Origin of the sequence: Flavobacterium sp. (assembly GCF_046317795.1) — a bacterium.
GTDB lineage: Bacteria > Bacteroidota > Bacteroidia > Flavobacteriales > Flavobacteriaceae > Flavobacterium.
On sequence record NZ_JBKCVI010000156.1, the window covers coordinates 1 to 14,233 of the forward strand.

A 14,233-nucleotide genomic window follows, 5' to 3' on the forward strand; every position below is an offset into this window, starting at 1 on the left:
TCACTTTATTGGAATTATTGAGATACAACACCCAAAATTCTTCGTGTGGCAATTCGCCGATAATAGGTTGCATGATTTCGAAAACAGCTTTACTTGAAGTGATTTTTTGTAATTCCAAAGTCTCTTCTGCCCTGCGACGTCTTCCTAATTCTAATGCTGCAGCAATGGAAATGGCCTTTGCTTCGCCTATTCCTTTGAACTCCATTAATTGCTTCAAGGATAATTTCCCTAGAGCATTCAAATTGTTGTCCACACTGGCGAGAATTCTTTTGCTTAAATCAACAGCGCTTTCATTTCTGCTTCCGGAACCAATGAGAATGGCCACCAACTCGGCATCGCTCAAAGCTGCTTTGCCTTTTAGCATTAGCTTTTCACGTGGCTTATCGTCTTCTGCCCAGTTTTTTATGGAGAAATTTTGTTCCAATGACAATTAGTTTTCAATTATATTCATCACCTCATCAAAATTCAATCCGCCATAATTTCCTGAACTCATTAAAAGCAAGGCGGAATTAGTCAAATCATAGGAAAATAAAAAATCTTTGAATTCTTGTGAATTGGTATAAATAATCAAATCATCCCGTTTGAAAGATTGTGCAATTTGGTCGTATGACAATTCCTCCAATTTTTTAATTTTCACGGCATCGGGCTAATAAAAAACGACAGCAACATCAGCTGCATCCAATGCGCCTTCGTATTCTTTTAAAAACTCAGCGTTCAAACTGCTATACGTGTGTAACTCCAAACAAGCTACTAATTTTCTATTTGGATATTGCGCTTTTACGGCTTGGGTTGTTGCCGAAACTTTGCTTGGGGAATGAGCAAAATCTTTGTAGGCGACTTTCCCTTTTCCTTCTGCAATTTTTTCTAAGCGTTTGGATGCGCCTTTAAAACTGGCAATTGCTTCGTAAAAATCCGCTTCGTCAACACCCATATTTTGGCAAATCCATTTGGCTCCAGCCAAATTATTTAAATTATGTGCACCAAAAACTTCAATTGGCATTGGTCCCTCTGGAGTATCAAGCAAAGTTGTTCCATCTTCTACCGTATAACTTGGTGTTTGGTAAGCAATTTTTCGGATGGTATTTGTTGTTTCTTCGACCACTTTTTTTACAGTTTCGTCTTCTTCGTTATATACAAGAATACCGCCTTTGGTGATTTGATTGACAAATATTTCAAACTGTTCTACGTAGTTTTCAAAGGTGGGAAACACATTAATATGATCCCATGCAATTCCTGAAAGTAGAGCAATATTGGGTCGATACAAATGAAACTTTGGCCTTCTGTCAATTGGTGATGATAAATATTCATCGCCTTCGAGAACAATAAAATCATTGTCCTCCGTCAAGTGAACCATGGTATCAAAACCTTCGAGTTGTGCTCCAACCATATAATCGACTTCGATGTTATGATAGTGCATGACGTGCAAAATCATAGAAGTAATAGTGGTTTTTCCGTGTGAACCACCAATGACTACACGTGTTTTATTTTTGGATTGCTCGTACAAAAACTCAGGATACGAGTATATCTTTAAACCTAATGCTGTTGCTTTTACTAATTCTGGATTATCAGCTTTTGCATGCATTCCCAAAATTACGGCTTCAATATCTGTAGTTATTTTATCGGGAAACCAGCCCAATTCAACCGGAAGTAACCCTTTCTTTTCTAATCTTGATTTTGATGGTTCAAATATGGCGTCATCGCTTCCAGTAACTTGATATCCTTTGTTGTGCATGGCTAAAGCGAGATTGTGCATGGCTGCACCGCCAATGGCTATGAAATGTGTACGCATTTAATTTAGTTTCGTAATTGGTAATAATTAGTCCAAAAATACACAAAAAAGGAAACATTCAGATAATAAAAAACCCTTAGAAAATTCTAAAGGTTAATTGTGCAAAAAAAAAATAACTATTGAGCAGTAGCGTCTTTTACAGATTTTGCTCCTTTTTTAGTAGAATTAACTACTTTGTTGTTGGAATATTTTGATGCTTCATCAGCTCCTTTCTCCACATCTTTGGCAGTTTTGTTCACTTTTTTAAGAGTGCTATTTGATTTATTTGCCGATTTGACTTCTGCTTTACCTGCTGCCTCTGCTTGTTTTGTTGCCGTTGTAGGCACTGACTTGGAAGTAGCTGCTTTTGTAGCTTCTTTAGGTAATGATTGTGCTCCTGCTTTAAATCCAAACAAGGCGATTGCTAATAAAATGATTTTTTTCATAATTAAGTTTTTAAAGTGAACTCAAATATATAAAATAATAATATTGAGTAAAATATTTTATAATAAAAAATTATCCCTTTTGAGAAAAAATTTCCATTACTTCTTTAGCTTTTTGGGGTTGATTTAATTTATATTTGTAGAGGTTGGCTAATTTTTGGTAGGTATTTTTAGAACCACCAACTTCAATTGCTTTTTTATAATTTTTTTCAGCTTCCTGAAATCTGTCGAAATATTCGGCTATGTGACCTTTGGCAAGATAGCCATCTACGGGTGATAATTGTGATAGCTCGTTGGCATATTTTATTGCTTTCCTTTCACTTCCTCCTACTATTCCGGGCAATTCAAGATATAACTGTATCAAAGCCCAACGTGCTTCAATGTGCTTAGGATTGAGTACAATGGCTTTTTCAAATGAAGCTTTTATTTCTCCTATCATTCCCAATGCCACAAATTTATTTGCTTCTTTGGCTTTCATTCCAAGACAACCACCGTATTTATAATAATAATTGGCTTCTTTTGGTTTTAATCGTTTCAATTTTCCGTAATAAATCATAGCCCTATCCCATGATTTGCTATCGCCTTCTATGTCACCAAGGTATTCTAATGTTTTGAGATGATTGGGGTTTTCGATAAGTATACTTTCAAAAATTGGTTTAGCTAAAGCATATTTTTCTTGTAAAAATAACTTTTCCCCTTTTTCAAAATTGGTTTGTGAAATAAGCATCAGTGGAAATAAAAGTAATAACTTGAAAAACCATTTCATTAACTTTTCTGTTTTAGTAGAGCAAATATAGGTATTATGGCAAATAAAATATAAAAAAAGTCCCGATAGAATTTCTCCTAACAGGACTTTTTTTTTAATATTAAGAAGAAATATTATTTCACCAAAGTCATTTCATCAACTATGTGTTTGGCACCGGAGAAATTTTCGATTACCCAAAGAACGTATCGTATATCAACGTTGATAGTTCTTTGTAATTTGTTGTCAAAAATAACATCTCCCGCCATAGCTTCGATGTTGCCATCAAATGCTAAACCTATTAATTCTCCTTTTCCATTCAATACTGGTGAACCAGAATTTCCTCCTGTTATGTCATTATCGGTTAAGAAATTTACATGAAGCGAACCGTCTTTATCGGCAAATCTTCCGTAATCTTTGTTCTTATTCATATCCAAAACCTTAACAGGTAAATCAAATTCTTGATCTCCTTTTTTATATTTTTTTACTTGTCCGTCAAGTGTCGTATAGTTATTTATTTTTGCGTCATTACGCTTGTCCGCTGGTAAAGATCGTACCTTACCATAGGTTAAACGCAAGGTTGAATTGGCATCTGGATATTTAATCGTTCCAATTTTAGATTCTCTTAATCCTTCAACCAACAAACGGAACGAAGCACTGTAATCGTTTTGGGCTTTCGCTATTTCATCTGACTTTGAATTAAAGTGAGTAATCATGTCATTGGATAAGGTGTATAAAGGATCGTTATCTAAAATGGCTTGACTTGGAATGGCTAAAAACGCTTTAATTCTGTCAAGAGAAGTGAACACACTTAAATCAAAAGCAGCATTTACATATTTTGTAAAATCATTGTTATTTTCGTCCCCGATTTTTTTAACCATTGGAGCAATAGCATATCCTGTAGCATTAGTAGCATATAATTTCAATTGGGCAGCTAAAATGTCTTTTTCTGCTGGTAAGTGAAGTTCTTTAAACATCTCGGTTGCCATTTCTTCAATTCCAGGTGCCATTTGGGCACGTTTAGTAGCATCGGCTTTAACGTAATTTTCTAATTGACGCCCTAAAGTACGTCCTATAGTGCCAAAACCACTGGTTCTGAATAACTGTTGCAAATAATTATCATGTCTTGACTTTTCGTTAGTCATTCCATAATACTTATTAATAGTTGCCACAACATTTCCGTACTTCGCTTTGTTGGCCGGTTTGTTTGCCCAAGTGTTAAATTTAGCTTCTTGAGCAGCTTTGGTTTTAGAAGTTCCAAACTTAGTTAACGCATCAATCATCCCTTGACGGTTTTTCCAATAGTTGGCTGTAGAAGCATATTTAGAAGCATATACTAAATTCAAAGCATCGCTTTGATCCATGTATTTTTTCATATTGTCCATTCCGGTTTTAGCACCTTCAACCCAAGCAGGATAAGCAAATTTTACATTTTGCTCAATTCCAGCTGCTGGCATCCAACGGTTGGTTCTTCCCGGATAACCTAAAATCATAGCGAAGTCATTCTCTTTTACGCCACCTAAATTCACAGGTAAATAATGCTTTGGATTTAACGGAACGTTATTTTCTGAATAATCGGCTGGATTTCCGTCTTTATCAGCATAAACTCTAAACATAGAAAAATCGGCAGTATGACGTGGCCATTCCCAGTTATCTGTATCGCCACCAAATTTTCCTAAACTTTCAGGAGGAGTTCCTACTAAACGGACGTCTTTATAATCTTGGTAAACAAAATAGTAAAATTCATTTCCTTGAAAAAAAGAACGCACAGAAACCGTATACTTTCCGCCTTGATTGTTTTCTTTTTCGATAGCTGCGATTTCAGCATTGATTGCTTTTTCTCTATCTGCTTCGGTCATTGAAGCATTAACTTTAGCTAAAATACGTTTTGTGCAGTCATCCATTCTAACAAAGAAACGAACGAACAAACTAGAAGGTTTAATTTCTGCCTTTCTATTTTCAGCCCAAAAACCATCTTTCAATAAGTTTTTCTGTGCCGTCGAAAGTTCGGCAATGGCATCATACCCGCAGTGGTGATTCGTTAAGACCAAACCCTCTTTTGAAATAATTTCAGCCGTACATCCGCCATTGAATTGCACAATAGCATCTTTCAAACTGTGATTGTTGATGCTGTAAATTTCTTCGGCTGTTAATTGCAAGCCCATTTTTTGCATGTCGCGGTGGTTTAATCTTTCAATGAACATTAAGAACCACATTCCTTCGTCGGCTTTCATGCTCATTGGCATTAGCATAACTCCTGCGATTAGGGATAGAATAATTTTTTTCATTTTGTTGTTATATAAGTTATTTAATAAACAGAAATAGTCTTAAAATATATGAATTTGTTACAATCCAAAACTATTTATGAGGTGCGAATATACTTTTTTTTGATTATTCATTTAAGATATTATTACAAAAACTATATCGTTATAGTAAATTTTAACTTTATTTTTAGAAATAAAAATCTACCGTTTTTGAAAAATAATTTAAAAAAGCAAAAATTATTAATAAAAAAACCTTTCAGCAGAACAAAAAGGTATTAAAATTAGCTATTCTATAATAATTTTTTTGGTAACAATACTACTACCACTTTTAACATTAATAAAATAAACACCGCTTGTTGGATTTTGTAAATTAACTGTTTGATAATTTTCAGATGCTACATTAAAATTATTTTCATAAACCACTCTACCGGTAATATCGAATACTTCTATTGAAGTAGTATTAGTTAAATCTTTAAATTGAATTGTAAAACTCCCATTGTTTGGATTTGGAGCAATTGCAAAATTAGCAGCTAAATATTCATTATTACTTAATGTATTAGTTAAAAACTGACTTGCAATAGTGTTGTAATAAGCCAACATTCTTGTAGCTTGACCAGCAGTAAACATATACATACAAGCATCATTTGTATAATCCATATAATTCATGGTTAGTGTATTTACTCCGCATTTTACGGTTGATCCTGGAGTAGGACAACCACCTGTTGCTGTATTTGATGGAGGCGTATCACAAATTCTATCTCCTTGTGTAGCACAATTTGTATTACTGCAACCTGCAAAAGTATGATTTAAATTGAAAAAATGTCCTATTTCATGCGTGAGTGTTCGCCCTAAATTATATGGTGCACCTGGCACATATCCTGAACAACCTGAACCACTTCCAAATGCACTTAATGCAATTACAACCGTTTCTCCATCTCCAGGAACGCCACCAAGAGGAGAATATCCTAAAATTCCAGAACCAGCATCTCTACACACTAAATTCATATAGCCACTCCAAGTTGGATCAAAATCATCACCATTGAGAAAATTTGTTCCAAAAGTAACTGCTAATTCACCGTTACTCAATCCAGAATTTGCAGGATGATTTTGGGTAGCTAATACAAATTGAATATTTAAATTTCCAGTATTTACTCCAGGAAAAAAACTACTAGCGGCTGTCCATTGTGAAATATCAGAATTAGTAGCGTTGTAATCTGCATTTAAAATATTAATTTGGGTTTGAGCAAGATTTTGCAGGCAAGAAGATGGCTCAGCATCAGGAAAATGAACTGCCACAGGAATTAGAATTGTAGCATTTATATTATTTACTGTGGTTGCATTTTTTGAAAAAGCTTCTTGCTCAGTAATTAATCTTTGATATTCTGTTTCAAATTTTGCTTGCTGTTCCAAATATTTTTGTTTTAAAACTGGACTAGCCATTATCCTATCCATTTTTTGTTGCATCCCACAAGTTCGTTGTTGTGAAAAAGTCAATTGAGATGCAATCAACACCGTTAATAAAATAAATTTTGATTTCATAGTTGTTTCATTTTTTTTCAAAAGTAGTTTTTTTAATAAATCAAGGCCTAATTAACTAAAAAAATTATTTAAAAAAGAAAACCAGTCTAAATAAAAAAACCTTTCAGCAGAACTGAAAGGTTTAGTACACGACTTAAAAAAATAATTATTCAATAATAATCTTATTGGTAACTATACTATTTCCGCTTTTGATATTAACAAAATAAACACCTGAGGTTGGATTTTGAATACTAATTTTTTGAGAAAGTTCAGCGTTTTGATTATAAAAATTTTCAAAAACTACTCTTCCCGTTACATCAAAAACCTCAACGCTATAATCAGCGGACAATTCCTTAAATTGAATAGTAAATTCTCCTTTATTAGGGTTAGGGTAAATAGAAAAGTTGTTTTTTACAAAACTATTATTACTCAAAGCGTTTTGTTTTATTTGACTCCTTACAGTATTGAGCCATGCTGTCATTCTAGTTGCTTGACCTGCTGAAAACATATACATACATGCGTCGTTGGTATAGTCCATATAATTCATAGTCATCACTTGCTCACCTGTACAGGTGCTAAAAGTAGCGTCAGCAGCCGGACATTCATAGGTTTCTGTATCAGTTTGAGGAGTATCACAAACACGGTCACCTGAAGTTGCACAATTAGAACCATCGCAAGAAATGAATGTATGATCTAATCTAAAATAATGACCCATTTCATGTGTCAAAGTTCTTCCTTTATTAAAAGGTGCTGTAGGTGTTATATTTCCGGAACCAGTTCCAGAACATCCAGTTCCAGATGAAAAATAATTGTTATCAATGGTGACACCATAACCTGATAACTGTGGCCCTAATGGAGAAAAACCTAAAATTCCACCACTTAAACTTCTAATAATAATATTAAAATATCCTGCCCAGTTAGCATCTAGATTTTGACCTGAACCAAAATTATAACCAAAAGTTACGGCAGGTTGTCCTTCAACTAATCCAGAGCCAGGAGGATGATTTTGTGTAGCTAATTCAAATTGAATATCCATATCGCCTACATTAACACCCGGAAAATACTGGCTTGCGCCTGTTGTTGGATTAGTCCATAATGTTAAATCTGTATTTGTTGCATTGTAATCAGCATTTAAAATATTTATTTGGGTTTGAGCTAAAGCAATTAAACAATTTCTTAAGGTTAAGTTAGTACCTGAAGTTGCTGTAGCAAGGCTAGTTGAACTTGTAGTATAATGAACTGCTATTGGCACTCTTGTAATTGCATTTGTTGAGTTAACTGCATTGCCATTTCTATTTAAATTTGTCAATAGTCGCTGATATTCCTCTTCAAAACGGGCTTTCCCTTCCAGATAAGCAGCTCTTTGAATGGGGTCATTCATTATAGTTTGCATTGCTTCATCAACTCCGCATGTTCTTTGTTGTGCAAAAAATACTTGAGAGCCAAGCATAAAAAGAACTAAAAGTAATTTTGTTTTCATTCTTAATTTTTTTAGTGTGATTTAATATTTTTCAAAAATACATTTTTTTTCAACAAAATATACAATTTTAATAAAATGTATTGAACTGATTAATAATAGGTATTATTAAACGTTAAGCATTCCCCAAAGTTTATCTTTGAGCTCGGTTAAACCTTGGTTAGCCACTGAGGAAATGAATAAATAAGGCGTACCTTTTAAGGATACGTCTAGTTGTGATTTTAGTTCCGCTTTGAGTTCGTCATCGAGCATATCGCATTTAGAAACTACAATTAGTTTGTCTTTGTCTAACATTTCAGGGTTATAACGACGCAATTCATCTAGCAGAATTTCATATTCTTTTTTGATATCATCAGAATCGGCTGGAATTAAGAATAATAAAGTTGAGTTTCGCTCAATGTGTCGCAAGAAGTAATGTCCTAAACCTTTTCCTTCGGCGGCACCTTCAATAATTCCGGGAATATCAGCCATAATAAACGACTTGAATTCTCTGTAAGCAACAATACCTAAATTGGGTTTCAAGGTAGTAAATGGATAATCAGCTATTTTTGGTTTGGCAGAAGTTAAAACCGAAAGTAAAGTAGATTTTCCCGCATTAGGAAATCCAACTAAACCAACATCGGCTAACACTTTTAATTCTAAGGTAACATCCATTTCTTCAGATGGCATTCCAGGTTGTGCATAGCGAGGCGTTTGGTTGGTAGAACTTCTAAAATTCCAGTTTCCTAATCCGCCTTTCCCTCCTTTGATTAAAATTTTTTCTTCGCCATGTTCTGTAATGTCAAAAAGAATTTCATCTGTTTCTTTATCACGCACTACGGTTCCTAGTGGCACTTCAATTGTTTTGTCTTCACCATCGTGACCTGTACTTCTAGAACTTCCGCCATCGCCACCATGACCAGCTTTTATATGTCGTGCAAACTTTAAATGAAATAATGTCCAAAGACCTTTGTTTCCTTTTAAAATAATATGTCCGCCACGACCACCATCACCACCATCAGGCCCCCCTTTTTCAATAAATTTTTCTCGGTGTAGGTGCGAGGACCCTTTTCCTCCTTTTCCGGAAGAAACATATATTTTTACGTAATCTACGAAATTGCCTTCTGTCATTTTCTTTAGTTTAATTGTTTAAGGGTTTATGGGTTTCATGTTTTGTTTTTCAACTAATTTTAAACAAAATTAAACTACATTAAACTTTTAAACCAATTTTTAATCTTTTAAAGTTTTTACAATCACTTTATCAATCTTCACGCCATCCATGTCAATAACTTCAATTACAAATTTATTCCAAATCAGTTTTTCACCAGTTTTAGGAATGTTTCCAAGTTCTGTCATAATTAATCCGCTTACGGTAGTCACTTCATAATCATTAGTCAACTCATCCATATCAAAATACGTCAAGAAATCATGCAGCGAATACAAACCATCAACAAGCCATGTACCATCTTCTCTTGCTATCAATTGGTATTCGTCTTCATCAAAATCAGAGGCATCGCCAACAAGAGCTTCTAAGATGTCATTAAGGGTAATAATTCCCTGAAAAACGCCATATTCATCAGTAACCAAAGCATAATGCACTTTTGATTTTTTAAAATTCTCTAACGCTTTATAAACCGATGTATGTTCAATAAAGTACACTGGGTCTTTCGTAATCGATTTTAAATCGAATGGTCCTTTTTCAAAAGCTAAAAATAAATCTTTCAATAAAACAACACCAACTACATCATCCATATTTTCGTTACATACAGGATAAACAGAATGTAATTCTTCCAGAACTTTGCCTTTCAATTCTTCTATTGTGTCTTCTAAAGAAAGATAAACAATAGACTGTCGGTGTGTCATCAGTGAATTAACTTTTCTGTCACCAATATGAAAAACGCGCTCTACAATATCTTGCTCAATTTCTTGCACTTCGCCACCTTCCGTTCCTTCCTTTATGATAGCTTTAATCTCTTCCTCTGTCACTTTACCGTCGGCAGTGGGTTTTATTTTGAGCATTTTCAGAATAAAATCTGTAGAAACAGTCAACAACCAAATGAAAGGCATGGTAATTATAGAAACCATTTTCATGGGAACGGCAACTGCCTTTGCAATTGCTTCAGGATAATTTAGTCCAATCCTTTTTGGTAATAATTCCCCTAATACCAATGAAAAAAAAGTCAAAATTACTACCACTATTCCAACTGAAATTGAGTGTGCAAAAGGTTTCAAAGCAGCAAATCCTTCAATGAAAAACTTGACATCAGCAGTTATTTTATCGCCAGAATAAATACCTGTTAAAATACCGATTAAAGTAATTCCAATTTGAACGGTGGATAGAAATTTATTGGGTGAATTGGCTAAGTCAAGTGCTACTTTTGCATTGTTATTCCCTTTTTTGGCTGCGGTTTCTAGGCGATTTTTACGAGCCGAAATCAATGCAATTTCCGACATTGAGAAAACCCCGTTTAGCAGTATTAAAAAAAATATAATGAGTATTTCCATTTGTTGGTTTATGGTTTTATTCCGCTGCGCTCCATACAATTCGGCTTCGCCTCGGGTATTGTTAATGGTTTATTGTTGAAAACTAACAACCATAAACCATAAACTATAAACTTTTATAAGTTATCAATTACTTGGCTTAATCGTTGGGTAATTTCTTCGATAGAGCCAATTCCATCAACAGAATAAAACTTGTTTTGAGTATTGTAATAATTCATCAAAGGTGCGGTTTTTTCGTTGTATTCTTGGTATCTGTTTCGGATTTTTTCTTCGTCTTGATCATCTGGTCTGCCCGAAGTTTTTCCTCTCTCTAATAAACGTTGCACTAAAATTTCATCATTGGCCTCCAACGCTATGGTTGCCGTAATGCTTTGTCCTTTTGATGTTAAAAATTGATCTAAAGCATCAGCTTGAGCCAATGTTCTTGGGAAACCATCAAACAAAAAACCAGCAGACTGTGGATTTTTATCTACTTCGCTTTGTAGCATTTGAATGGTCACTTCATCGGGTACCAAATCGCCCTTGTCCATAAAGGTTTTGGCAAGTTTTCCAAGTTCTGTATCATTTTTGATATTGTACCTAAAAATATCGCCCGTTGATAAGTGCGTTAAATTGTATTTTTCTTTTAAAAATTCAGCTTGTGTGCCTTTTCCTGCACCTGGTTTTCCGAAAAGAACGATATTAATCATAAAAATTTATTTGATTTTTGATTGCTGATTTATGATTTATGATTTTTATTCTAATATGCTTAGCCATTTTGCACAAAGTTCTTAGTTCAAAAATCGTTAATCTTCAATCGTTAATTATTATTGTACCAATTGATAAACGTCTGGTAGATTTCTTCCTAATCCATCGTAGTCTAAACCATAACCCACGATGAACTTATTTGGAATTCTAATACCAATGTAATCTATTTTGATTTCTTTTTTATATGCTTCTGGTTTGAAGAAAAGGGTGGCAATTTTTAGATGCTTTACCTTTTTTTCTTTAAAAATAGCTTTTAATTCTTCAATTGTATTTCCTGTATCAATAATATCTTCGACTATCACAACGGTTCTGCCTTCCAAATCCTGATTTAAACCAATTAATTGTTTTACATCGTTGGTGGTCGAAGTTCCTTCATAGGAAGCCAATTTTACAAAACTCACTTCACACATACCTCGATATTGTTTCATTAAATCGGCTAAGACCATAAATGCTCCATTCAAAATACCAATAAAAACTGGAACATCATCAAAAAAATCATCATCCATTTGTTTGGCCATATTTTTAATCGCAAAATCAATTTCATCTGAGGAAATAAATGGTTCAAAAGATTTATCGTGAAGGTGTAACATAATGTGGAATTTAAAATAAGGTGCAAAGATAAGAAGTTGGAAGTTAGAAGTTGGATGGTGGAAGTAAAAAAAATATAAAATAAGGCATTTTATTTATCTATGATTGTCTATTTTTTTTTCTGTTATATAAAATGCCGATTTTTTTTAATTTTAAACTAATTTATCCAACAATGAATTTTTTAAAATAAACTTATTTTATAATTTGAAATTAACAATTTATCTTTAGGAAATACTCAATAAAATTATAAAGTTTCAATTCTGTTTTTTGGCGAGAATTTTTTTTACGTACATTTGTATAAACATTACGTATATGAATACGAAACTCACTTTGTCATTAGAAAAAGAAGTCATAGAAAAAGCAAAAATCTATGCTAAAGGAACTGGTAGAAGTTTATCCGAAATGGTGGAAAATTATTTTAGAAATTTAATTTCAAAGTCAGAAAAAAATAATAACGAAAGTAATGATATTGAGGAACGATTAAAAAAAATTACTGGTGTTGTTACTTTACCTGATGATTTTGATATAGAAAAAGCTAAAGAAGAGTATCACAAAGAAAAATATGGTGTATGAAAAATATCTTTCTTGACACCAATGTTTTAATGGATATTTTAGCCAATCGACAACCTTTTTACAAATCATCCTCGGAAATATATAAACTTGGATTAGGTGAAAAAGTGAATTTTTTCACTTCTTCTTATACAATTTCTACTTTACATTATTTATTAAAAAAATTCACCAGTGAAGAGAACATTAGACAATCGTTAGAGGAAATTATTCATGTTGTTTCAATTATTTCTGTTGACATTAACATTATTAAAAAAAGTTTAAAATCAAATCATAAAGATTTTGAAGATGCCATTCAAATTGTTTCTGCTCAATCAATCAAAGACATGTATTGTATTGTGACTAGAGATTTAAAACATTACAAACATGCCGAAATAAATGTAATGACTCCTGATGATTTTTTAAATACACTAAACAACTAAAATAAACCGATGAATTATTTCTCATCCGATTTTAAACTAGGTATTCTCGGTGGCGGGCAATTGGGTAAAATGCTGTTAGCCGAAACCCGAAAATTCGATATACAAACTTATATACTTGATCCAAGTGCAGAAGCACCATCACGATTTGGTGCCACTAAATTTTTTATTGGTAATTTAATGAATTACGATACCGTTTATGAATTTGGTAAAAAAGTAGATGCACTTACCATTGAAATTGAAAATGTAAATCTCGAGGCATTAGATCAATTGGAAGCCGAAGGACTTAACGTTTATCCATCACCAAAAACCTTACGATTAATTCAAAACAAAGGAACTCAAAAGGATTTTTATGTTAAAAATAATATCCCAACTTCTAAATTTGAAAGATTTCAGGATTTGGAAAATCTTAAATCGTCTGTCACATCGAGCGCAGTCGATATGCCGTTTGTTTGGAAATGTGCCCAATTTGGCTACGATGGAAATGGGGTGAAAATTGTTCGTACTGCAACCGATTTAGAAAATTTACCGAATGTAGAATGCATCGCTGAGGAAGTGGTGCCATTCAAAAATGAATTGGCAGTTATCGTTGCTCGTTCTGTTTCTGGTGAAGTAAAAACCTATCCGGTGGTAGAAATGGAATTTCATCCCGAAGCCAATCAGGTGGAATACGTAATTTGCCCTGCACGTATTGACGAAAAAGTAGCTCAAAAAGCAATAGAAGTCGGCTTAAAAGTTTCCGAAGCTTTTAATCATGTTGGATTGCTTGCCGTAGAAATGTTCCAAACGCATGATGATGAAATAGTAGTTAATGAAGTAGCACCAAGACCACATAATTCAGGACATTATAGTATTGAAGCGAGTTACACCTCGCAATTTGAAAATCATTTGCGTGCCATTCTAAATTTGCCTTTGGGAAATACGGCTAGTAAAGTTGCTGGAATTATGGTAAATTTGGTTGGTGAAGAAGGATATTCGGGAAATGTAGTTTATGAGAATATTGAGAAAATAATGGCAATAGATGGCGTTACGCCACACATTTATGGAAAAAGAGAAACAAGACCATTCCGAAAAATGGGACATGTTACCATTGTAAATGAGGATATGAATGAAGCTAGAAGAATTGCGGAGGAAGTGAAGAAAACGATTAGAGTAATCAGTGTTCAGTAATTAGTTTTCAGCTGGAATTACTGCCAAAGATTTAAATAACTATTAACTA

Annotated in this window: 13 protein-coding genes and 1 pseudogene; 3 read left to right on the forward strand and 11 right to left on the reverse strand. The window is 33.6% G+C overall.

What is annotated here, in order from left to right:
* The 11 genes and pseudogenes from ACK5ON_RS09380 to hpt all read right to left on the reverse strand — a co-directional run.
* Positions 1-364 (reverse strand): RadC family protein (locus ACK5ON_RS09380; RefSeq protein ID WP_409821957.1); only part of this gene is annotated, 364 nt, incomplete at its 3' end.
* A gap of 66 nt (positions 365-430) precedes the next feature.
* Positions 431-1,789: pseudogene (gene murC / locus ACK5ON_RS09385) on the reverse strand (UDP-N-acetylmuramate--L-alanine ligase).
* A gap of 116 nt (positions 1,790-1,905) precedes the next feature.
* Positions 1,906-2,214: a hypothetical protein gene (locus ACK5ON_RS09390; protein ID WP_396173911.1), complete on the reverse strand. Its 309-nt coding sequence runs from the start codon at positions 2,212-2,214 to the stop codon at positions 1,906-1,908.
* A 70-nt stretch (positions 2,215-2,284) separates the two neighbouring features.
* Positions 2,285-2,977, reverse strand: a complete 693-nt coding sequence (locus tag ACK5ON_RS09395; RefSeq protein WP_396173910.1) for a tetratricopeptide repeat protein — start codon at positions 2,975-2,977, stop codon at positions 2,285-2,287.
* 113 nt (positions 2,978-3,090) lie between these two features.
* Positions 3,091-5,241, reverse strand: coding sequence for a S46 family peptidase (locus ACK5ON_RS09400; RefSeq protein WP_409821924.1), 2,151 nt, complete (start codon positions 5,239-5,241; stop codon positions 3,091-3,093).
* A 261-nt stretch (positions 5,242-5,502) separates the two neighbouring features.
* Positions 5,503-6,756 carry a zinc-dependent metalloprotease gene (locus ACK5ON_RS09405; RefSeq protein ID WP_409821926.1) on the reverse strand — a complete coding sequence of 418 codons (1,254 nt, stop codon included), beginning with the start codon at positions 6,754-6,756 and terminating at the stop codon, positions 5,503-5,505.
* Between the two features lie 145 nt (positions 6,757-6,901).
* A complete protein-coding gene (locus ACK5ON_RS09410; RefSeq protein ID WP_396173905.1) occupies positions 6,902-8,215 on the reverse strand; it encodes a zinc-dependent metalloprotease in 1,314 nt (437 codons plus the stop codon).
* 105 nt (positions 8,216-8,320) lie between these two features.
* A complete protein-coding gene (gene obgE, locus ACK5ON_RS09415) occupies positions 8,321-9,322 on the reverse strand; it encodes a GTPase ObgE (protein ID WP_409821928.1) in 1,002 nt (333 codons plus the stop codon).
* Between the two features lie 99 nt (positions 9,323-9,421).
* Positions 9,422-10,645 (reverse strand): hemolysin family protein, encoded by a 1,224-nt coding sequence (locus tag ACK5ON_RS09420; protein ID WP_396173901.1) that lies wholly within the window; start codon positions 10,643-10,645, stop codon positions 9,422-9,424.
* 164 nt (positions 10,646-10,809) lie between these two features.
* Complete coding sequence (locus tag ACK5ON_RS09425; RefSeq protein ID WP_409821930.1) at positions 10,810-11,382, reverse strand: adenylate kinase; 573 nt, start codon at positions 11,380-11,382, stop codon at positions 10,810-10,812.
* Positions 11,383-11,499: 117 nt separating this feature from the next.
* Positions 11,500-12,030 (reverse strand): hypoxanthine phosphoribosyltransferase, encoded by a 531-nt coding sequence (gene hpt, locus ACK5ON_RS09430; protein ID WP_396173897.1) that lies wholly within the window; start codon positions 12,028-12,030, stop codon positions 11,500-11,502.
* 310 nt (positions 12,031-12,340) lie between these two features.
* On the opposite strand from hpt, the gene ACK5ON_RS09435 reads away from it, so the two are divergent.
* The 3 genes from ACK5ON_RS09435 to ACK5ON_RS09445 are packed head-to-tail and all read left to right on the forward strand — an operon-like array spanning position 12,341 to position 14,184.
* Positions 12,341-12,601, forward strand: a complete 261-nt coding sequence (locus ACK5ON_RS09435; protein ID WP_396173895.1) for a DUF6364 family protein — start codon at positions 12,341-12,343, stop codon at positions 12,599-12,601.
* On the forward strand, positions 12,598-13,017 hold the full coding sequence (locus ACK5ON_RS09440) for a type II toxin-antitoxin system VapC family toxin (protein ID WP_396173893.1): 420 nt from the start codon (positions 12,598-12,600) through the stop codon (positions 13,015-13,017). The genes ACK5ON_RS09435 and ACK5ON_RS09440 overlap by 4 nt, the downstream gene beginning before the upstream one ends.
* A 9-nt stretch (positions 13,018-13,026) precedes the next feature.
* Positions 13,027-14,184, forward strand: coding sequence for a 5-(carboxyamino)imidazole ribonucleotide synthase (locus ACK5ON_RS09445; RefSeq protein WP_409821933.1), 1,158 nt, complete (start codon positions 13,027-13,029; stop codon positions 14,182-14,184).
* Positions 14,185-14,233 lie beyond the last annotated feature (49 nt).